Source organism: Massilia sp. UYP11, from assembly GCF_050434805.1.
Lineage (GTDB): Bacteria > Pseudomonadota > Gammaproteobacteria > Burkholderiales > Burkholderiaceae_D > Telluria.
The window spans coordinates 41300-62648 of the sequence record NZ_JBNDJE010000010.1 but is presented as its reverse complement, the minus strand read 5'-3'; the positions used below and the strand labels follow the sequence as shown (position 1 = coordinate 62648).

The 21349-nt window shown below is 69.2% G+C and carries 16 protein-coding genes; 8 read left to right on the top strand and 8 right to left on the bottom strand.

Going from position 1 to position 21349, the window contains the following annotated elements:
- The first annotated feature begins 56 nt into the window (after window positions 1–56).
- The gene (locus ABIB38_RS14915) at window positions 57–2117 is read left to right on the top strand and encodes a TonB-dependent receptor (RefSeq protein ID WP_429204992.1); all 2061 of its coding nucleotides are present in this window, start codon (window positions 57–59) and stop codon (window positions 2115–2117) included.
- A gap of 95 nt (window positions 2118–2212) precedes the next feature.
- Here ABIB38_RS14915 and ABIB38_RS14910 read toward each other — a convergent pair whose 3' ends face one another.
- The 5 genes from ABIB38_RS14910 to ABIB38_RS14890 form a co-directional block, all read right to left on the bottom strand.
- Entirely contained in the window at window positions 2213–2851 is a 639-nt protein-coding gene (locus ABIB38_RS14910) for a superoxide dismutase (RefSeq protein ID WP_429204990.1), read from the bottom strand.
- Window positions 2852–3081: 230 nt separating this feature from the next.
- Window positions 3082–3408: a DUF3325 family protein gene (locus tag ABIB38_RS14905; protein ID WP_429204988.1), complete on the bottom strand. Its 327-nt coding sequence runs from the start codon at window positions 3406–3408 to the stop codon at window positions 3082–3084.
- The gene (locus ABIB38_RS14900; protein ID WP_429204986.1) at window positions 3401–5080 is read right to left on the bottom strand and encodes a PepSY-associated TM helix domain-containing protein; all 1680 of its coding nucleotides are present in this window, start codon (window positions 5078–5080) and stop codon (window positions 3401–3403) included. The genes ABIB38_RS14905 and ABIB38_RS14900 overlap by 8 nt, the downstream gene beginning before the upstream one ends.
- A gap of 1 nt (window position 5081) precedes the next feature.
- Window positions 5082–5390 (bottom strand): iron uptake protein, encoded by a 309-nt coding sequence (locus ABIB38_RS14895; protein ID WP_429204985.1) that lies wholly within the window; start codon window positions 5388–5390, stop codon window positions 5082–5084.
- A gap of 227 nt (window positions 5391–5617) precedes the next feature.
- Window positions 5618–6109 carry a nuclear transport factor 2 family protein gene (locus ABIB38_RS14890; protein ID WP_429204983.1) on the bottom strand — a complete coding sequence of 164 codons (492 nt, stop codon included), beginning with the start codon at window positions 6107–6109 and terminating at the stop codon, window positions 5618–5620.
- Window positions 6110–6484: 375 nt separating this feature from the next.
- Here ABIB38_RS14890 and ABIB38_RS14885 point away from each other — a divergent pair, with 375 nt between their 5' ends.
- The gene (locus ABIB38_RS14885; RefSeq protein ID WP_429204981.1) at window positions 6485–6781 is read left to right on the top strand and encodes a hypothetical protein; all 297 of its coding nucleotides are present in this window, start codon (window positions 6485–6487) and stop codon (window positions 6779–6781) included.
- Between the two features lie 157 nt (window positions 6782–6938).
- Here ABIB38_RS14885 and ABIB38_RS14880 read toward each other — a convergent pair whose 3' ends face one another.
- Window positions 6939–8483, bottom strand: coding sequence for an aryl-sulfate sulfotransferase (locus ABIB38_RS14880; protein WP_429204979.1), 1545 nt, complete (start codon window positions 8481–8483; stop codon window positions 6939–6941).
- Between the two features lie 178 nt (window positions 8484–8661).
- Here ABIB38_RS14880 and ABIB38_RS14875 point away from each other — a divergent pair, with 178 nt between their 5' ends.
- The 4 genes from ABIB38_RS14875 to ABIB38_RS14860 all read left to right on the top strand — a co-directional run bounded on the left by ABIB38_RS14875 (window position 8662) and on the right by ABIB38_RS14860 (window position 17500).
- Window positions 8662–11145, top strand: coding sequence for a heavy metal translocating P-type ATPase (locus ABIB38_RS14875; RefSeq protein WP_429204977.1), 2484 nt, complete (start codon window positions 8662–8664; stop codon window positions 11143–11145).
- A 174-nt stretch (window positions 11146–11319) separates the two neighbouring features.
- The gene (locus ABIB38_RS14870) at window positions 11320–14148 is read left to right on the top strand and encodes a PAS domain S-box protein (RefSeq protein WP_429204975.1); all 2829 of its coding nucleotides are present in this window, start codon (window positions 11320–11322) and stop codon (window positions 14146–14148) included.
- Between the two features lie 216 nt (window positions 14149–14364).
- Window positions 14365–17055, top strand: a complete 2691-nt coding sequence (locus ABIB38_RS14865) for a GNAT family N-acetyltransferase (RefSeq protein ID WP_429204974.1) — start codon at window positions 14365–14367, stop codon at window positions 17053–17055.
- 145 nt (window positions 17056–17200) lie between these two features.
- Complete coding sequence (locus ABIB38_RS14860; protein ID WP_429204972.1) at window positions 17201–17500, top strand: hypothetical protein; 300 nt, start codon at window positions 17201–17203, stop codon at window positions 17498–17500.
- A gap of 18 nt (window positions 17501–17518) precedes the next feature.
- Here the strand turns inward: ABIB38_RS14860 and ABIB38_RS14855 are convergent, their stop codons facing one another.
- Window positions 17519–18763, bottom strand: coding sequence for a DEAD/DEAH box helicase (locus ABIB38_RS14855; protein WP_429204971.1), 1245 nt, complete (start codon window positions 18761–18763; stop codon window positions 17519–17521).
- Window positions 18764–18865: 102 nt separating this feature from the next.
- The gene (locus ABIB38_RS14850; RefSeq protein WP_429204970.1) at window positions 18866–19003 is read right to left on the bottom strand and encodes a hypothetical protein; all 138 of its coding nucleotides are present in this window, start codon (window positions 19001–19003) and stop codon (window positions 18866–18868) included.
- Window positions 19004–19275: 272 nt separating this feature from the next.
- Between ABIB38_RS14850 and ABIB38_RS14845 the strand changes: the two genes are divergently transcribed.
- Together ABIB38_RS14845 and ABIB38_RS14840 are read left to right on the top strand one after the other, a co-directional pair.
- On the top strand, window positions 19276–20556 hold the full coding sequence (locus ABIB38_RS14845) for a sensor histidine kinase (protein WP_429204969.1): 1281 nt from the start codon (window positions 19276–19278) through the stop codon (window positions 20554–20556).
- Window positions 20546–21328, top strand: a complete 783-nt coding sequence (locus ABIB38_RS14840) for a LytR/AlgR family response regulator transcription factor (protein WP_429204967.1) — start codon at window positions 20546–20548, stop codon at window positions 21326–21328. The genes ABIB38_RS14845 and ABIB38_RS14840 overlap by 11 nt, the downstream gene beginning before the upstream one ends.
- Window positions 21329–21349: the final 21 nt, after the last annotated feature.

Below are 21349 nucleotides of genomic sequence, written 5' to 3'. Positions count from 1 at the left end.
TCATTATCGGATTGATGTACCGGCATCCCATTCCGCTTGCTCCTTAACTTCCGATAATGAAACCAAAGCTTCTTTCCCTGGCGCTGGGCCTGTCCTCGCTCGCGCCCGCCGTCCAGGCGGCCGACCCCACGATCGTCATGGGCGAGGTGCGCGTCAGCGCCCAGCGCGACGCCGGCGCGCTGCGCTCGAGCGCCGTTCTGACCTCGGTCGACGTGCTCGGCGCCGACAAGATCGAGGACAAGAACGTGAGCAATAGCTGGGAGCTGGTCGGCCAGCTGCCCGGCATCCAGCTCACCGAGACCCGCATGGGCGCCGAGTCCGGCAAGGCGAGCTTTCGCGCCTTCAACGGCGAGGGCTACATCAACGGCATCAAGGTGCTGATCGACGGCATTCCGAGCAACGTCAACAGCGGCAACCAGCGCTTCATCGACATGATCTTCCCGCTGGAAGTCGACTATATCGAGGTGGTGCGCGGCACCAACGACCCGCGCTATGGCCTGCACAATATCGGCGGGAACATCAACTTCGGCACCCGCCAGGGCGGCAACTACCTGGACGGGCGCTTCACGGCCGGCAGCTTCGCTACCCGCGAGGTCCAACTGGCCTACGGGCGCGAAGCCGATGGTTTTTCTCAGAACTATTTTCTGGCCAAACAGGAAAGCGCCGGCTACCGCCGCGCGCACGGCGATTCCGACAAATACTCTGTCGGCGGCAAGTGGTTCCTGACCTCGAAGGACAAGTCCGTGAGTGGCGGCGTGATCCTGCGCACCTACCGTCACGACGCCGACGAGCCCGGCTTCCTCACGGCTGCGGAACTGGCCCGGGACCGGCGCCAGTCGCCGGCCAAGAACGCCAACGATGTCACCAGGCGCGACATGCACCATGCCAGCGCGCACCTGGACTGGCAGATTTCTCCGCATGCCTTCCTGAGCAGCAAGCTGTACTACAACGAATACCACGACGACCGCCGCGTCACCTTCACCAGCAACCCGGCCGGCCACGCCCCGCGCCAGCGCCGCCTGTGGGACGAGCAGCAGGTCGGCTTCATGAGTACGCTCACCTGGCGCGTCGCCGAGCGCGTGACGTTCGATGGCGGCGTCAATACCGAGCGCCAGGACAATGGCTACGTGCGCCAGCGCTATCGGTATGCGATGCCGAGCGATTTCAGCACCCCGGCCGCGATCCAGAACGACGACCGCTACCAGCTCAACAACGTCGGCGCCTATCTGCAGGCGGTCATCAAGGCCACCGATACCCTCAAAATCGTGCCGGGCTACCGCGTCGACCGCTTCACGGGCAGCAGCTCCCTGCCGGGCGCGCCGGCGACCGGCATGACGGCCGGCCTGCAGGACTACGGGTGGATCAGGCAGCCCAAGTTCAGCATGGTGTACAGCCCCGCGGCGGACGTGAGCGTGTACGGCAACTGGGGGCGCACCTTCCAGATCCTCACTGGCTCGGTCGGGCCGGCCTACCTGGTGCCGGGGCAGGCGCGGTTCGACGCCTCGATCAATACCGGCAAGGAAGTCGGCATCAAGTTGAAAGCCGGCGCGCAGAGCGACCTGCGCCTGGCGATCTGGCGCCAGGATGCGACCGGCGAAGTGGCGAACATGCCGGCCACCGGCACCACGGTCGGCCTGGGCGAGACGCGCCGCGAGGGCATCGACCTGCAACTGTCGGGCAAGATGACGGACAAGCTCGCGCTGTGGGCCTCGCATTCGCTGCAAAAGGCCGAGGTGGTGAGCGCCTTCGGCGCCGACGGGGTGTCGCTCGCCGGCAAGGAAGTATTCTCGACGCCGCGCCGCATCAGCAATGTGGGCCTGGACTACCACCCGTCCGCGCGCTGGCATCTGGGCGTGCAGGGCCGGGCCCAGGGCGATTACTTCATCGATGGTCCTAACGAGCTGGGCAAGTATGGCGGTTTCGTGCTGTTCGACGCCAACGTGCGCTATGCGTTTACGCCGCGGGTCAGCCTCGACGTGCAGGTCAAGAACATCGCCGACCGCCGCTATGAATATGCGTGGTACGACAATTTCTTCTGGCCGGCGAGCCAGGCGCAGCCGATGTATTCGTCGGGCAACGGGCGCGCCGCGTATGTGTCGCTGAACGTGAAACTGTAATTCTTGTGGCGGTTTCAATGCAAAAAGGGCGCGCCGACTGGCGCGCCCTTTGTTCAGAAACCGGTCGGCTAAACCGGCCCGCTTGGCTGGCTCGCTTAGCCGGCCCGGCCGCCCAGCGCCGCTTCATAGCGGCGTTCGACTTCGGCCCAGTTGATGATGTTGAAGAAGGCCGCGATATAGTCCGGACGCTTGTTCTGGTATTGCAGGTAATAGGCATGCTCCCACACGTCCAGGCCCAGGATCGGCGTGCCGCCCGACATGCCGGCGAACTCGCCCATCAGCGGACTGTCCTGGTTGGCGCTGCTTTCGATCAGCAGCTTGCCGTCCTTGCCCAGGGTCAGCCAGGCCCAGCCGCTACCGAAGCGGGTCTGGGCAGCCTTGGTGAAGGTGTCCTTGAAACGGTCGTAACCGCCGAGATCGTCGTCGATGGCTTGCGCCAGCTTGCCCGAGGGCTGGCCGCCGTCCGGGCTCAGCACGGTCCAGAACAGCGCGTGGTTGGCGTGCCCGCCGCCGTTGTTGCGCACCGCGGTCTGGATGTTCTGCGGCAGGGCGCCGATATTGGTGATCAGCTGTTCGACCGGCACCTCGGCCACATTGGCCTCGGCCAGGGCGTTGTTGACGTTGGTGATATAGGTCTGGTGGTGCTTGGTGTGGTGGATTTCCATCGTGCGCGCATCGAAATGCGGCTCGAGGGCGTCGTAGGCATACGGCAGGGGCGGCAGTGCATAAGGCATGATCATTCTCCGTTCAGATGGTTGGGAACACTGTTCCGGCATGAGACGTTGCACCGGGACCGGTCGGTCCCGCGGTTTGCATGTGCTGGTCGTATTACACAGCCTCAAGAGCACTCGAGGTCAAGTGGAATGCGTGCCCAGCGTGGCTGCACGATTCGGCGACTTTCTTCAGCAACATGCTCGCCATGCGGGCGACCGGCGAGAAGGGGCCGCGCGAGCGCGTCCCGGGCTCACCGGGCGCCTGGTCCTGTCCAGAATACCAGCATCCCGAGGATGCTGGCGCGCCAGGTGAGCGTGAAGGCGATCGTGAGCGTGGCGCCGGCCAGCGCCATGCACCATACCAGCACCGCGATCGATGGCGAATCGACCGTCAGGCACAGGACCAGCGACAACAGCAGGGCCGCCGCGCCGCCCAGGCGCAGGGTCTTGACCAGGGCCCCGGAGCGGGGCGCCGCGCCCCTTGCCTGGGCCCAGTGCACGTCCATCGACAGGGCGAGCCAGCCCATGCCGGCGATGCAGGCCAGCAGGGCCAGCAGCAGGAGCAGCGCATCAGGCATGGCCAGCCTCCAGGGTCGCGTTCGCGACCGCCAGCGGGCGCGCCTGGCGCCGGCGCAGCTTGCGCGCGGCCAGCAGCGCCAGTGCGGCGCCGGCGAGCATGAACAGGTCGGCGCCAGCCACCGGCCAGTAGCCGGCGGCGATGGTGCGCAGCAGGTGGTCGCCGGTGGTGATCCAGTTGAGCACCGGCGCCGCCGCCGCCAGCACGGCGATGGCCAGGCATTGTTCGCGCCAGGCCGGGGCCAGGCGGCCTTCGGCGACCGCGGCGGTGCGCCAGAAGGCGTGCGCGCCGGCCACCACCCAACTGCCCCAGAACAGGGTTTTCTCCATGGCGCCGCGCAGCGGCCAGCCGGCCGGCATGACGTCGGGCAACAGGCGGTTGGCGATCAGCATCACCAGGGTGGCCACCAGCATGCCGGTGACGACCGTGACGGCCATCGCGTCGACCAGCCGCGCGCCGCGCACGCCTTGCTTCGCGTGCTGGCGCTTGCGCTTCTCGACGAAAAAGAACAGGCCGGTGGCGATGCAGGCGCAGCCCGACAGGCCGCCCAGCACGTACAGCCAGCGCAGCAGCCAGTGCTTGAAGTGCTGCAGGTGCAGGCCGGTCAGGAATTCATTGATGCGCGCCACCACGGACGGCGGCGGATCTTCGCGCAGCAGCTCGCCGGTGGCGGCCTTGAAGTGGATGCCTTCGCCGGTCAGCTGGACGCGGTCGGTGCCGGCGCGGTACACGCTGACGTAGCCGTTGGCGTCGCCGACGTGCTGTATGTTCAGGTAGCCGACATCGCCGGCCATGCCCCTGGCGGCCCAGCGGCGCTGGGCTTCGGCCACCATGGCGTCGACCGAAGCGAGCGGGGCCGGGACGCCGGCGCGGTCGTGCGGCAGGCCGGTTTCCTTCGATTCGACCAGTTCGTGGCGGTCGTGCAGCGGCGCCAGTTGGGTATGCGTGACCGGGAAATAGATGTAGGCAAATATCACCAGGCCGGTGAAGGCGAAGAAGAAGTGGAAGGGCAGGGCCACGACGCCGGTCAGGTTGTGCAGGTCGAGCATGCTGCGCTGGGTGCTCTTGTTTGGACGGAAGGTGAACAGTTCGCGAAAGATCTTGCGGTGCATGATGACGCCGGTGACCAGCGCCATCAGCATCATGAGGGCCGAGAAGCCCACGATCCAGTAGCCGACGTTCTTCCAGTCGAGGGTCAGGCTGTAGTGCAGCGGATAGAAGAATTCGCTGCCGATCTTGAGGCGGTCCACCGGCAGGGCCTCGCCCGTGCGCGGATCGACCGTGCGGTTGGCCCAGATCGCGGTTTCATGGTCTTTCGCGTTCGGCACTTCATAGCCGGCGAACAGCAGCAGCACCGGATCGCGGTGGGTGGTATACGCGCCCCAGCTGCGCGGCGTGTCGAAGCGGGCCGGCAGCGGGCCGTCGGCCAGCGGCGCTGTCATGGCGCGGGCGGCGGCGTCGGGCTGCATCTCCTTGAAGATCGGCGCCAGCATCTTGTCGAACGACGGCATCGGCTGCGGTTCGTAGCGGGTGTCGGGAATGGCCCAGCGGTCGATCTCACGGTCGAACACGGACAGCGAGCCGAAGAAGAACACGACCATCAGCACCAGGCCCAGCGCCAGGCCGAACCAGGTGTGCAGCCAGGCCATCGTGTGACGCAACTGTGGGAACATGTCAGACCCCCGACGCAATGATCAGGCTCTGCAGCCACCAGGCTACCGCGCTCATCAGCGCGCCGCCGCCCACCAGCACCAGCGCCACCTGGCGCAGCCCGCGCGCGGCGAACGCCACCAGGAAGGCGCTCAGGAAGACCAGCAAGCCGATGATATAAGAAAGGTGCTCGGCATCATGGAATTCCATGCCGGCGCTGTACAACAGGGCGATGCCCAGGGCGACGACGCCCCAGGTGAAGGCGTAGCCGCCGAGAATGGCCACCGCTGTGCGCGAGGCGATGTGGCGAGGCGTGAGAGTCAAGGAGGTCATGGTCGCGCTGGCTGGGCGTGGCAAGAATGAATGAATCGCCAATGAGGCGGGAATGAGAATCATTCTCATGATAAGGCCATCACGCCGCGTTGACAAGCGGTTACATCGATGTTGAACGCGATCGTGGCGGGCATGCATCGGCCCCCTGCGTGCGCGTGTGGGTGCGCGACCGGCCCGTCCTGCTGGCGTGGCGCCAGGAAGCCGCGCTGCACCTGGCGCTGCGGCTACTAGCGCTGCACCTCGCACCGCGCGTCGCGCTGGGTGGCCGGGAGACGAATCTCGGTGTTCTGCTGAACCGTATTGCGCCAGCCATCCGGCCCCAGCACCCACATGCGCACGTAGCGTCCGCGCAAGCGGCCGGCGTCTTGCGTCTCGGCCCGGAAACGCCCGGTGACCAGCGCCGCGCGGCCATTGTCGAACGTCCGGATTTCCATGTCGTCGACTTCGTAGGAACGCAATTCGAACTCATCGCGGCTCAGCAGTTGCAGGAATTCGGTCTTGGTGCGCGAGCGGCCGCCGGTCTCGACGTGGTAGTAGTCGCCGCTGATCAGCTTGCGCAGCGTGGCCACGTCGCGATTGGCGACGGCCTGGGCGCGTTGCTGTTCGGCCGCGCGCAGCGCCGCCAGGTTGGCTGCGGCCGCATCGCCCGCTGCGGGGCGGGCGCCTGCCGCGCCAGCCAGAGCGGACTTTGGTACGCCGGCCTGGGGGACCCGCTCCACCCCGGCGGCTGGCCGGGAGGCGGCAAGGCAGAGCAGGGCAGGCAGCAAAACTGAAAGAGAGCGCATGGTGGGCGTGAAAGTGGAGGCATAGCAATTATATAAATTCTTGCAGGTAAGTTTGTAACAGATTTTTGCAGATTGTGACGCGGGGCGGCAGGCGTCGCGTGCGAGAGAATCGCCCCAAGAACGCCGACGACGGCCTGGACGTGGCCAGAAAATCAGCGCGGCTGCGTCTTGCCGCTTTCGCCCACGCCGCAACAGGGGTAGGATTTAGAACATGGCATGCGCGCCGGGCGGCGCCGGTCTGCCACGCGCAGAACGCCAGGAAACCTCCAGGAGAACACCATGCATGGCGCTGGTTCACAGGCTGCTCTCGTGCAAAGGAACTCGCTGTGCGTCGATCTGCTGCGGGTGGGCCTCGCGACCGCGATGATCCTGCTGGCGCCGCTGGTCGCCATGCAGTTCACGCGCGAAGTCGCATGGACCGCCGGCGATTTCGGCGCCGCCGCGCTATTGCTCTCTGGCGCCGGACTGGCCTGCCTGCGCACGGCGCGCCGGATGGCGCGCCGGCGGCCGTGGCAACGGCTCGCCGTCGTCGGCGTGCTGGCGCTGGGATTTGCCGCGCTGTGGGTGGAGCTGGCGGTCGGCGTGTTCTTTGGATTCGGTAGCTGACGCCCCGCTGCGCGGGACGCGCGTGCGCACGGGCGGGGCTGCATTTGCCGCATTCGCCGCATTCGCCGCGTCGGCGGCTTCTACGGCGTCTGCGGCGTCTGCGGCTGCAAGAACGGCGGCGCTTCGTCGCCAACCGCTGCCGTTCCTGCCGCCGCCTTCAGCGCAGGCGCAGTTCCTCCAGCCGCAACGGTTGGGCGATGAACGCCGCGCCGCAGGCCGTGCTCGGGTAGGCGTAGTCGAAGGCGATCTGGCCTGCGCCATCTACCGCCACCAGCCGCGCCTGGGTGCGGTCCGCCAGCGACGAATACGCCACCAGGTAATTGTCCGGTGCAGTTTCATAGGCTGACGAGCAAATGTCTGACAGTAACTCACGGTCGACATCCCAGGTCCAGACTTCGCGCGCGGTGCGCGCTTGTTCGTCGATCGCATAACGCGACGGCGTGCTGTAGCGGCGGTTCTCGCCCGCCGGCGCGCCCGCTGGCTGGTTGAGGCTGGCGAGGCCGTTATCGAACAGCAGCAGTTCGCGGTTCGGGGTGACCGACAGCGAATGCTGGCCGATCGGCGCCTTGCCCTCGGTGACGCGCAGGGCCAGGGCGCGCAGCGACGGAAAGTTGACGTACCAGTGCTTGCTGGTGTTGCCCAGCAGCCAGCGGATGGCGCCCGTCTCGTAGTCGAGCTTGACGACGAAGTTCTCGCGGCTCGAGATCAGCAGCGCATTGTCGTGGGCATCGTAGATGGCCGAGTTCATGTGGAACCAGTCGATACCGTCGCGCACGAAGTCGTCGGGATTGTCGCCGCCGGCGCGCATCGCCGCGCGGAAGATCTGGCCCATATCCCATTCCTTCAGCACCCGCCCCGAGATATCGATCTCGGCCAGGATCGACTCCACCAGCTCCACTCCGCCCACCAGGGCGTCGAGTTCGGCCAGGAAACCGGTCTTGCCGCGCGCCAGTTCATGGTGGAAGTTGGTGAAGCGCGGGTCGTCCAGACGGCTGCTGCGCACGGCGCCGTCGACGCCGACCTGGTGCAGCAGCGGGGCGTCCTGGTCGCCGACATAGAAGGCGTCGTCGCCGAACAGCGCGGAAAAGGAGTTGCCGGGCGCGTTGCCGGCCCAGCGCAGTTGGCCGTCGCTGTCGAGGATGACCGGCGTCGTGAAGCCGTTATTGATCAGCATGTACTCGACGCCGGGCGAGGCCGCCCCGCGCGCGGTGCGCACCTCGGGCGTGGCATAGACCGTGGCCGGACCGGTGTAGGGGCCGGTGGCCACCGCCACTTGCGCCACGTGGGCCGAGCCGTCGCGAAAGCGCGTGGTGAGCGTGAGCGCGTTGCGGTGGTTGGCGTACAGGCCGAAGACGGGGAAGGCGATGCGCTTGCCGGACGCGTCCCAGGCCGCGCGCCGGCCCAGCCAGGCGCGATCGTAGGTGACCGCGACCGGCCGCGAATGCGAGCCTGGACGGCCGGCGATCGTGTAGTGCACGCTGTCGACCTGAGCGAAGTCGTCCAGCGTATAGCTCAGCTGCGCCACGAACGGCGTGGCGCCGGCGGCCTGGGCGATGGCGCCGATCCCGGCGCGTTCAGCCTGGGGCTTGTCGTCATCGTCGCTGCCGCAGGCGGACAACAGGACAGTCATCACTATCCAGAGCAATAGCGTGGCCGGCGACTTCATCAGCGCATTCATCGACGCATTCATCGACGCATTCATGAATCCTCCCGCGGATCGATGCCGAATCCTCGAAGCGAGGCCCAGCTCCTTTGTATTCCGTTCGGCAGCCCCGTGTCTGCGAGCGGCGCAAGCCGGATGAGTGAACTAAATACGAAACGCTTGACCTTCCCATCGTGGGAAGGACTATCCTCTCGGTATGGATTCAAGGAACAAGCAAATGAACAAGACTGTCCTGCACATCGAAGGCATGACCTGCGCCTCGTGCGTGGCGCGGGTCGAGAAGGCGCTGCGTGCGGTGCCGGGCGTGAGCGGCGCCAGCGTCAACCTGGCCACCGAAAAGGCCAGCGTGCAGGGCCAGGCCGCGCCTGGCGTCCTGGCGGCCGCCGTGCGCGCGGCCGGCTACGAGGCGCAGGTCGCGCTGCCCGATGGCGTGGAAGGGGCGCCGGCGCGGCGCGCGCAAGGCGGCGCGACGCTGCCGGCCTGGTGGCCGGTGGCCGCTGCCATGCTGCTCTGCCTGCCGCTTGTGCTGCCGATGCTGGCCGCGCCGTTCGGTCATCAAGTGGTGCTGCCCGGCTGGCTGCAGCTGGCCCTGGCCACGCCGGTCCAGTTCTGGCTCGGCGCGCGCTTCTACCGCGCCGGCTGGAAGGCGCTGCGCGCCGGCAGCGGCAACATGGACCTGCTGGTGGCGCTCGGCACCAGCGCCGCCTATGGCCTGTCGGTCTACCTGCTGCTCGGCGCGGGCGCGCAGGGCGCCCACGCCGAGCCGCATCTGTATTTCGAGACCTCGGCGGTCGTGATCACCCTGGTCCTGCTGGGCAAGTGGCTGGAAGGCCGCGCCAAGCGCCAGACCCTGGCTGCGCTCGATGCGCTGGGCCGGCTGCGGCCCGCCGAGGCGCTGGTGCGGCGCGGCGGCAACGACGTGCCGGTGGCGCTGGCCGAGCTGCGTGTGGGCGAACTGATGGTGGTCAAGCCCGGTGCGCGGGTGCCGGCCGACGGCGTCGTGGTCGACGGCCGCAGCCACCTGGATGAGTCGCTGCTGACCGGCGAGAGCCTGCCGGTGCCGAAGGAACCGGGCGACCGGGCGGCCGGCGGCGCCGTCAATGCCGACGGCCTGCTGCTGGTCGAAGTAACCGCGGTCGGCGCGGCGACCATGCTGTCGCAGATCATCCGCATGGTCGAGGATGCGCAGGCGGTCAAGGCGCCGATCCAGCGCCTGGTGGACCGGGTCAGCGCGGTGTTCGTGCCGGTCGTGCTCGCGATCGCGCTGGCGACCCTGCTGGGCTGGGGCCTGGCGGGCGGCGACTGGCGCGCGGCCCTGCTCAATGCGGTGGCGGTGCTGGTGATCGCCTGCCCGTGCGCGCTGGGGCTGGCCACGCCCACCGCGGTCATGGTCGGCACCGGCGCCGGCGCCCGCCACGGCATCCTGATCAAGGACGCCGAGGCGCTTGAGACCGCGCATGCGCTGGACGTCGTCGTGTTCGACAAGACCGGCACCCTGACCGAGGGCAAGCCGCAGCTGGTGGCGCATGAGGGCGTCGACCCGGCGCGGCTGCTGGCGCTGGCCGCCGGCGTGCAGCAGGGCAGTTCCCACCCGCTGGCCGGCGCCGTGCTCGAGGAGGCGGCGCGCCAGGGCCTGGCGCCGCCGCCGGCGCGCGCCGCGCGCGCCTTGCCGGGCCGCGGGGTCGAAGCCGAGATCGACGGCGCCACCATCGTGCTCGGCAACCGGCGCCTGATGGACGAGCTCGGCGTGCCGGCGGCGGGCGGCGAGCAGCACGAAGCGGCCGGGCGCACCGTGTCCTGGCTGGCCGAGCGCCGGGACGGCCGGGTGCGGGTGCTGGGCCTGCTCGCCTTCGGCGACCGCATCAAGTCGGGCGCGCCGGACGCCGTCGCGCGCCTGAAGGCCGCCGGCATCGAGCCGGTCCTGCTCAGCGGCGACAGCGCGGGCGCCGTGCGCGCCGTGGCGCAGGCGCTCGGCATCGAACGGGTGCATGCCGAGGTGCTGCCGCTGGATAAGGCGCAGGTGGTCGCCGGCCTGCGCCGGGACGGACGCAAGGTGGCGATGGTCGGCGACGGCATCAACGACGCGCCGGCCCTGGCGGCGGCCGACGTCGGCATGGCGATGGCGACCGGCACCGACGTCGCCATGCACAGCGCCGGCGTGACCCTGATGCGCGGCGACCCGCGGCTGGTGGCCGACGCCATCGCGGTGTCGCGCCGCACCTACCGCAAGATCCGCCAGAACCTGGGCTGGGCCTTCATCTATAACGTGATCGGCCTGCCGCTGGCCGCCTTCGGGCTGCTCGATCCGATGCTGGCCGGCGCCGCGATGGCCCTGAGCTCGGTCAGCGTGGTCGCCAACGCGCTGCTGCTGCGGCGCTGGGCGCCGGCGCCGGCCGCCGCCCCCGCCCCCGCCACCGCTCCGGCATTCCTGCCCGCATCCGAACTGATTTCAACCACCGGGGCCGACACGCCCCCCGACACAGGAGAACACACCATGTATGAACTGACCGTGGAAGGCATGAGCTGCAAGCACTGCGTGGGCCGCGTCACCAAATCGGTGCAGGCGGTCGACGCCGACGCCCAGGTCACGATCGACCTCGACAAGGCCAGCGTGCGCATCGACAGCCGGGCCGACCTGGATCGCATCGTGGCCGCCATCGACGGCGCCGGGTATCCGGTCACCGCGCGCGCCACGGCCTAGCTCGTTCACGCCGCGCCGTATTCAATTGTGGACGATAGGATATTAAATTCCTCCCTATGCAGTTGGAATTGCGCTATATTTTATTGAAACGACAATAAAATCAGGCGCCGCCCGGACAGCCCGCGATTAGCCACGCTGCCCCCGCCGGATCCTCCACGGGGAGAGACACGCGAAATGGCGTTTCAGCAACAACCGACGGACCTGGTGACACAGGCGGCGAGCGGCGCCCAGCTGCGCCATGTGGTCTGGGTGCTGGCTTGCCTGGCGCTCGTGTTCGCGCTGCTGGCGCCGGCCGCCGGCGTCCCGCTGGCGCCGGCGCCGGAATTGATCCCGATGTACGGGGCGGTGCTGATCGGCGCCAACCTGCTGACCGGCATGCTGCTGCTGGGGCATGTCCATACCGGCAGGTCGCGCGCGCTCGGCATCCTGGCGCTGGGCTACCTGCTCACGGCGCTGGTCGCCAGCGCCCACCTGCTGACCTTTCCCGGCCTGTTCGCCGACCAGGGTGTGCTGGGGGGGAACAGCCAGACCACATCCTGGCTGAACCTCGCCCGGCTTGCGCTGTTCCCGCTGTTCGTGCTCGGTTACATCCGTAGCGCCCACGCGGCGGCGCTTGCGCCCCCACTTCCGCCCCCGCTTCCGCCCCCGCTTCCGCCCCATTCCATGCGGCTCGGCGCCTTGCTGATCGTGCTGGTCGCGGCGCTGCTGGTGCTGGCCTCGACGACCGCCGCGTCGTGGCTGCCGCCGCTGATGGACGGGGGGCGCGCGCTGCCGTTGTATCGCTGGATCGCAGGCGCCGTGCTGGCGCTGTCGTTTGGTGCGGCGTGGGCCCTCGTGCGCAGGCGCCCGCGCACCGTGCTCGACGCCTGGCTGGCAGTGGCGATGGCGGCCTGGACGTTCGAGGTCGCACTGTCGTGCCTGCTCAACGGCGGCATGGCCGACCTCGGTTTCCATGCCGGCCGCCTGTACGGCCTGCTCGCCGCGCTGCTGGTGCTGGGCGCGCTGGCGATCGACAATATCGCGCTGCACGCACGCCTGCAGGCGACGTTCCGGGAAATGATGGACACCCGCGCCCACGCCCACTGGCAGAGCCTGCTGGGGACGGTGCTTCGGCAGTTGCCGGACGGGGTGGTGATCGTCGACGCGGCGGGGCGCTGCGTGATGGCCAACGACCAGGCCGGCCGGATAGCGGCCTGCTTCTTGCCCGGCGCCGCCGATGATGCGCCGCATCCGGTGCAGTGCGGGGCGCGGCACGCAGCGCCGTCCGGCATGACGGCCATGCTGGCGCTGATCCGCGGTCCGGTGGAGCGCGCGATCGGCGGCGAGACCTTTCGCGAGGCCCTGCTGGAAAGCGAACGCAACGGGGTACGGCGCACCTACACGGTGAGCGGCGCGCCGCTGCGCGAGGGCGCGGCGGCGCTGGCGGCGGCGGTGATCGTGGTGGACGACATCACCGAGCGCACCGAGGCCAGCGCGGCCCTTGGGCGCGCGCTGGACCAGACGCGCTACCTGATCGAGCACACGCCGCTGGCCGTGATCGAGTGGAACCGCGAGCGGGTCATCACCCAGTGGAACGGCCGCGCCGAGGAGCTGTTCGGCTGGCGCCAGCACGAGGTGGTCGGCGCCCGCATCGATGCGCTGCCGCTGATCCACGAGAGCGACACCGACCAGGTGGGCCTGATGATCCGGCGCCTGCTCGATTCGCCCACCCGCCACGCCAAGTCGAGCAACCGCAACCTTACCCGCGACGGCCGCGTGCTGTGCTGCGAGTGGTACAACTCGGTGCTGGTCGACGAGGCCGGCCAGATCCTGACCGTGTTCTCGCTGGTGCTGGACGTGACCGAGCGCGAGCAGGCGATGGACGGCCTGCGCGAGGCCGATCAACGCAAGGACGTGTACATCGCCACCCTGGCGCACGAGCTGCGCAACCCGCTGGCGCCGATCGCCAACGCGGCCTCGCTCCTGCGCGCCACGTCGCTGCCGCCCGAGCGCATCGAATGGATCGCGTCCATGGTCGGGCGCCAGGTCGGCCAGATGGCGCGCCTCTTGGACGACCTGCTGGACGTCTCGCGCATCGGGCGCGGCAAGATCGAACTGCGGCGCGCGCGGGTCGAACTCGCACGCCTGATGCGCGACGCCCTGCAGATGAGCATGCCGCTGATCGAGACCGGGCGCCACCAGGTGGCGCTCAGGCTGGTCGACGAGCCCTTGTGGGTCGAGGCCGACGCGCTGCGACTGACCCAGGTGTTCGCGAACCTGATCAACAATGCGGCCAAGTACACGCCGCCCGGCGGGGTGCTCGAGATCGGGCTGCGCTGCGAGAGCGGCGAGGCGGTGGCGTGGGTGGCCGACAATGGCGTCGGCCTGGACGCCGGCATGATCGAGCGCGTGTTCGATCCCTTCGTGCAGGTCAGCAGCGCGCGCCACCTGGCGCAGGGCGGCCTGGGAATCGGGCTGTCGCTGGCCAAGGGCTTCGTCGAGCTGCATGGCGGCAGCATCTGCGCCGACAGCGCGGGGCCGGGGCAGGGCGCCGCCTTCATCGTGCGCCTGCCGCGGTGCGAGGCGGCCGAGCCGGAGGCCCAGGGCGAGGACCAGGCCGCCGCCGGCGCCGTCATCGGCAGGCACATCCTGGTGGCCGACGACAACCGCGACGCCGCCGAGTCGCTGGCCTGGCTGCTGCGCTCCGAAGGCGCGAGCGTGACGGTGGCGCATGACGGCGCCCAGGCGCTGCGGCTGTACCGCGAACGCGGCGCCGACATCGTCGTGCTCGACCTGGGCATGCCCGAGATGAGCGGACTCGAAGTGGCGGCCATCCTGGCGGCCGGGCAGCCGCGCCCCTACCTGGTGGCGGTCACGGGCCGCGGCCGGCAGGAAGACCGCGCCGCCTCGCGCGCGGCCGGCTTCGACGAGCATCTCACCAAGCCGGTCGCCCCGCAACAGCTGATCGCGCTGCTGCGCAAGGTGGCGCAGGAGCGCAATCAACTGCTGCGGCCCGATCAGTGATGGCGGTCACCTCCGGTCAGCGCGGCGGCGCCGGCGCGGCTCTGCGGCAAGCCCGGACTTGACGACAAGGCGCGCCGTTGGCCGGTGACCTTTGATACGATGTTGCAATACTTTGTCATCATCCTTCGCTCCAATACTTGCCGATGGAAAGGTTCCGACCATGACCGACGCCGCACGCCGCCTGCCCACCCTGTCGCCCGCGATGGCGCCGCGCGCATGAGCGTACGCAACCTGCAGCGCCTGTTCGCGCCGACATCGGTGGCCCTGATCGGCGCCTCCGAACGGCCCGGCAGCATGGGCACGACCCTGCTCGACAACCTGGTGGGCGGCGGCTTCAAGGGCAAGCTGTACGCGGTCAACCCCAAGTACCAGCAGGTCGGCGCGCTGCCTTGCTACGACCGCGTGGCCGACCTGCCCGAGGCGCCCGAGCTGGCCGTGATCTGCACGCCGCCGGCGACCGTGCCGCGGCTGGTGCGCCAGCTGGGCGAGCGCGGCACGCGCGCGGCGGTCGTGCTCAGCAGCGGCATGGCCACGGCCCGCGATGGACGCGGGCGCAGCCTGCGCCAGGCCGCGCTCGATGCGGCCCATCCCTATCTGCTGCGCCTGCTCGGACCGAACAGCGCCGGCCTGCTGGTGCCCGGCCTCGGCCTGAACGCCAGCGTGGCCCACAGCGGCGCGCTGCCCGGGCGGATCGCCTTCGTCTCGCAATCCGGTTCCCTGATGACGGGCGTGCTGGACTGGGCGCGCACGCGCGGCATCGGCTTCTCGCACTTCATCTCGCTGGGCGACTCGAGCGACGTCGACCTGGGCGACGTGCTGGATTACCTGGCCAGCGACGGCACTGCCGGCGCCATCCTGCTCTACGTCGACCAGCTGCGCTATGCGCGCAAGTTCATGTCGGCCGCGCGCGCCGCGGCGCGCAGCAAGCCGGTGCTGGTGCTCAAGACGCGCGATCTCGATGACGGCGTGCGCGCGGTGGCCAGCGAGAGCGGGGCCCTGGCCAGCGAGGACGACGTGTTCGACGCCGCGGTGCGGCGCGCCGGCATGCTGCGGGTGCATACCACCGAGCAGCTGTTCGCGGCGGTCGAGACCCTGGCCTACGCGCGCCCGCTGCATGGCGAGCGGCTGGCCATCGTCAGCAACGGTCTCGGTCCCGGCTTGCTCGCGCGCGACGCGCTGCGCTACGGCAAGGGTAGCGCCGCCACGCTGTCGCCCGACTCGGTCGCCCGGCTCGAGGCGCTGCTGCCGGGGACGGCAAGCGCGAGGTCGGTCGACCTGCCGCTCAACCTGCTGGGCGGCGCGCCGCCCGAGCGCTACGCGGCCGCCCTCGAGATCCTGCTCAAGGACCCGCAGGTCGACGCCGTGCTGGTGGTGCATTCGCCCACCGCCACCGTCGACAGCCGCGAGGTGGCGAACGCGATCGCGCCGCTGGCGCGCGCCGCCTCGCGCCCGATCCTGTCGTGCTGGCTGGGCGGCGCTTCGGTGCTCGAGGCGCGCACCATCGCCGCCAACGCGCGCATGCCCACCTTCCGCACGCCCGAAGACGGCGTGGCCGGTTTCCTGCAACTGGTGAACTACCGCCGCAACCAGAACCTCCTGATGGAAGTGCCGCCCTCGATGGCCGGCCAGATGGCGCCCGACCGCAGCGCCGCGCGTGCGCTGGTGCGCGAGGCGATCGCCAGCAAGCGCCTGCTGCTGTCCGATCCCGAGACCAAGGCCATCCTGCGCGCCTACGGCCTGGCCCTGGTCGAGACCCGCGCCGCGCCCGACGTCGAGGCCGCGGTGGCGGCGGCGCGCGCCATCGGTTACCCGGTCGCGGTCAAGATCCTGACCCCCGACGTGATGCACAAGTCGGACTTCGGCGGCGTGACCCTCGACCTCGATTCCGACGACGCGGTGCGCGATGGCGCCCAGCGCATGAAGAAGCGCCTGGACCAACTGTTCCCCCAGGCGCGCTTCGACGGGTTTTCGGTGCAGGCCATGTGCCGGCGCGCCAATGGCCATGAGCTGATCGTGGGCGCCGCCACCGATCCGGTGTTCGGTCCGGTGCTGGTGTTCGGCCAGGGCGGGGTGGCGGTGGAAGTCACCGACGACCACTCGGTGGCCCTGCCGCCGCTGAACCTGGTGCTGGCGCGCGACCTGGTCGACCGCACGCGCGTGGCGCGCCTGCTGGCCGGCTACCGCAACCGTCCGCCGGCCAACCTGGATGCGATCCTGGCGGTGCTGATCCAGGTCTCGCGCCTGGTGTCCGACATCCCCGAGATCGTCGAACTCGACATCAACCCGCTGCTGGCCGACAGCCGCGGGGCGACCGTGCTCGATGCGCGGATGCGCCTGGCGCTGGCCGACTGCTCGGGCAGCACGCTCGACCGCCTGGCGATCCGTCCCTATCCGCGCGAGCTCGAGGAGACGATCGCCTGGAATGGCGCGCCGCTGCTCTTGCGCCCGATCCGTCCGGAAGACGGCCCGGCCCACCTCGCGTTCTTCGATGCGCTCACGCCGGACGACATCCGCTACCGCATGTTCGTGCGCATCCGCGAGCTGCAGCCGTCGCAGCTGGCGCGCTTCACCCAGATCGACTACGACCGCGAGATGGCCTTCATCGCCACCCGCACGAATGCCGAAGGCGTGAACGAGACGCTGGCGGTGGGCCGGGTGGTGGCCGACCCGGACAACACCAGCGCCGAATTCGCCGTCACCGTGCGCTCCGACCTCAAGGGCATGGGGCTGGGGCGGATCATGATGGAAAAGCTGATCGGCTACTGCCGTGCGCGCGGCACCTGTGAGATCGTGGGCGAGGCGCTGCCGCAGAATTCGCGCATCGTCGCCATGGTGAAAAAGCTGGGTTTCGAGGTGACGACCGACGGCGAAGAAGGCATCCGCAAAATGCGCCTTGCATTACGTTAGGGTTTTCCGCCGTTTCGTGACAAAGGGTGAATTTTTTACGCGGCCACGGTGGTATCGTAGCGCCCAATCCAAGCCGTACTTGCCGCCCTGTCACGTCGTGACGATCCGCCATAGCATTTGCTACCCGAACTTCGTATCGATCACGATGTCCCGCCTCGGTCTCTTCTTTTGCGCTCCCTACGCCGTGTTCATCCCGGCCTGTCTCGGCATCGTCTCGCTGGGCAAATTCGACTACCAGGCGCAGTTCACCTACCTGGAGCTGCCGATCGCGGCCCAGCTGTCGCTGGCGCACTGGCTGGGCCTGGGCCGCGCGCTGGAGGTGATCTCGTGGCCCGACGCCTACGGCCTGTTCATGACGCCGGCCTTCATCCTGCTGTATGCGGCCGGGGCATCGGTCGAGCGCAGGCTGGGCCGGCGGCGCGCTCTTGCCGGCGTGATCGATTGAAGAAGGCGATGTGGCCAATCAGCGCCGGAACCGCACGTCCTCGCTGACCACCGCCGCATCGCCCTTCGGCTTCTTGGGCTTCTTTGGTTTCTTGACGATCTGCCCCTTCGCATCGGTCAGCGGCACCCGGTGATCGGGCGCGAAGCCCGGTTCCTCGACCCGTTCGAGCGTTTGCCGGGTGAGCACCTCGATCGCCGCCAGCTGCTCGACCTCGTCGGCGCATACCAGCGACAGCGCCTCGCCGGAGGCGCCGGCGCGGCCGGTGCGGCCGGTGCGGTGCACATAGTCTTCGGCCACGATCGGCAGGTCGACGTTGATCACGGCCGGCAGGTCGTCGATGTCGATGCCGCGCGCGGCGACGTCGGTCGCGACCAGCACCCGCACCTCGCCCGCCTTGAAGCGCTCGAGCGCGCGCAGGCGGGCCGGTTGCGGCTTGTCGCCGTGGATCGAGTCGGCCGTGATGCGTTTCGCTTCGAGCAGGGACACCAGTTCGTCCACGCCCTTGCGGGTGCGGGCGAAGGCCAGCACCTGGGGCCAGTCGTGTCGCTTGAGCAGATGCACGAACAGCTCGGGTTTGCGTTTCTTGTCGACCGGGATGATCCACTGCTTCACCGCGGCCACCGTGGTATTGCGCGGCGTGGCCTCGATGCGCACCGGATCGTGCAGCATCTGGTTCGACAGCGCGCGGATCTGGTCCGAGAAGGTGGCCGAGAACAGCAGGGTCTGGCGCTTCCTGGGCAGCAGTTTCATGAGGCCGTCCAGCTCGCGCGCGAAGCCCAGGTCGAGCATGCGGTCGGCTTCGTCGAGCACCAGGGTCTTGACTTCGTTGAAGCGCACCGCGTTCTGGCGCTGCAGGTCGAGCAGGCGGCCGGGCGTGGCGACCATCACGTCCACGCCCTTGCGTAGTGCCATCATCTGCGGATTGATGCTCACGCCGCCGTACGCGACCATGGTGCGCAGTGGCAGGCCTTCGGCATAGGTGCGCACGCTTTCGTGCACCTGCTCGGCCAGCTCGCGGGTCGGCACCAGGATCAGCGCGCGCACCGCATTGCTGCCCACGGCGCCGCTCTTGGCCAGGCGCTGGAGGATCGGCAGGGTGAAGCCGGCGGTCTTGCCGGTGCCGGTCTGGGCCGCGGCCATCACGTCGCGCCCGGCCAGCACGGCGGGAATCGCCTGTTCCTGGACGGCGGTGGGGGTGTGGTAGGCGAGGGCCTCGAGGGTGCGGACGATCTGGTCGATCAGGCCGAGGGATGCGAACGACATGGGTGGGTAAACCTTGGGACGAAAATGAACAGGGCGTAGTCTACCCTGCCGGGGCCGGCATGGCGATAGCATGGCGGCCGGCCGCTGGCCGGCGCCGGCGGATCAGGCGCGCGCCGGCTGGCTCGACAGGCCCAGGCTCAGGTCGGCGATCGGCTTGACCGGCTCGTTGTGTTCGCGGCAGCCGCCGAGCAGCAGGCAGCTCGCGGTCAGTGCAGCGGCGAGAATTCGGCGTGACGACATGATGGACTCCTCCCGATGGTGGAAGCCCATCATACGCCCGCCGCGTCGGGCAAGGCGCGCGCGTTCGGCATGGCCGGCGGCGACGTGTCGCTCAGAAACCGTACGGCACGCCGGCGCGCGGTCCCGGAAAGCAATAGTTGGCTCCACCGGTTCCGGTTCCATGCCGCCCGATCCCGGTTTCATCGGCCCAACCCTGACTCCGTCGCATAATGCTGTCTTGCAATGAATGGTTTGCCTATGCTGGGGCCATTCACCACAATGGAAAGCACATCATGTTTGCAAGCCTGTTCCACGTGTTTCGCCTGCTGCTGGCCTGGCTGGCGGTCTACCTCGCCCTGTGCATCACCCTCAACGAGACCTGGCTCGAGCGGGTCGACGTCGACCTCGGCGCCACCGGCCCGCTGCTCGGCTTCGCCCTGTGCGCCTGGGTGCTGCTGGAAGTGTTTTCGCACATGCGCCGGGTGCGCCTGGTCATTGGTCACCTGGACGCCAGCACACTGTCGAACCGCCAGCGGCGCCAGATCGAGATTGCGCTCGAAGCGGGCGAAGCCTTCGACATGATCGATGCGGCGATCCGCGAACTGCCCGGCGCCACCGTCGTCGACAGCGCGCGCGACAGCCTGCAGGTGCGGGCCAAGGTGGCGCGCATCGACCCCTACGGCAAGGCCGCCACCCAGCTGTGGGGCCTGGAGGCGTTCGGGACGCGGCGCAACCAGATCCTGGCGACGGTGACGCCCAATGGCGACGTGGCCGGTAGTGTCACCCTGATCTGCGAGCCGGAGGCGCCGGCCTGGACCGACTGGTTTCTGGTCGACCACGGCACCAACCTGGAGAACGCCGAGGCCGTGGTGCGCGCCATCGCGCGCCGCATCGCCGAGCGGCGCCGCGCAGAAGCGAATCAGGTGCGCGAAAGCGTGACCGAGAAGGAACTTACGGTGGCGCGCCTGAACCTGCTGCACGCCCAGGTCGAGCCGCACTTCCTGTACAACACCCTGGCCAGCGCCCAGGTGCTCACCCGCAGTGACCCGGCGCGCGCCGACGCCATGCTGGGCAACCTGATCCAGTATCTGCGCCACTCGCTGCCGCGCACCGAGGATGCGCCGTCGACCCTGGGCGAGGAACTCGAACGGGCGCGCGCCTACCTCGACATCCTGGTGATCCGCATGGGGCCGCGCCTGTCGCTGCAGGTCGACGTGCCGGACGAGCTGCGCCGGCTGGTGTTCCCGCCGATGATGCTGCAGACCCTGGTCGAGAATGCGATCAAGCACGGGCTGGAGCCGAAACCGGGCGGCGGCACGGTCTGGATCCTGGCCCGGACGGTGGGCGGCGAACAGGCGCAGGCGGTGGCTGTGACCGTGGCCGACGACGGCCGCGGCTTTTCGAGCGAAGGCGCCGGCACCGGCATTGGCCTACGCAATGTGCGCGAGCGCCTGCGCCTGGCCTACGGCAATGGCGCCAGCTTCGCCATCGTCGCCAATTTCCCGAGCGGGGTGGCGGCGACCATCACGGTGCCGCTGGCGCTGCAAGGAGCCGGAGGCCGCCATGCCGCCTGATGCCGTCACCTGCGTGGTCGCCGAAGACGAAGCGCTGCTGCGCGACGAACTGGTCAAGCAGCTGCTCGCGGCCTGGCCCGGGCTGGACATCGTCGCCGTGTGCGAGGACGGCGGCAGCGCGCTGGACGCCATCGAGACGCACCGGCCCGCCGTCGCCTTCCTCGACATCCGCATGCCGGGCTTGTCCGGCCTGGAAGTCGCGTCGAACCTGCTGGCGGCGGGCCTGCGCACCGAAGTCGTGTTCGTTACCGCCTATGACCAGTATGCGCTCGACGCGTTCGATCGCGGCGCGGTCGACTACCTGCTCAAGCCGGTGGCGCGCGAGCGCCTGAACGCCACCGTCGCGCGGGTGCGCGAGCGCCTGGCGCGCGGCGGGGTCGACCCCGCCCGGCTGGCCGAGCTGCTGACGCGGCTGCAGGCGCTGGCGCCGCCGGCGCCGCGCGCGCAGCCGCTGGTCTGGCTGACCGCCAGCCGCGGCGCCGAGACGCGCCTGATCCTGGTCGACGACGTGGCCTATTTCCAGTCCGACGCCAAGTACACGGTGGTGATGACGCAGGATGGCGAAGCGCTGCTGCGTAAACCCATCCGCGACCTGCTCGAGGTGCTCGACCCGGCCATGTTCAAGCAGGTGCACCGCTCGACCATCGTCAACCTGCGCGCGGTGGCCGGCGTGGCGCGCGACGAGAGCGGGCGCGGCACGATCCGGCTCCGGAACCGGCCGGAGACGCTGACCGTCAGCCAGTCGTTCATGGGCTTGTTCCGTAATATGTAGTCAAGAATATGGCGCTGTACC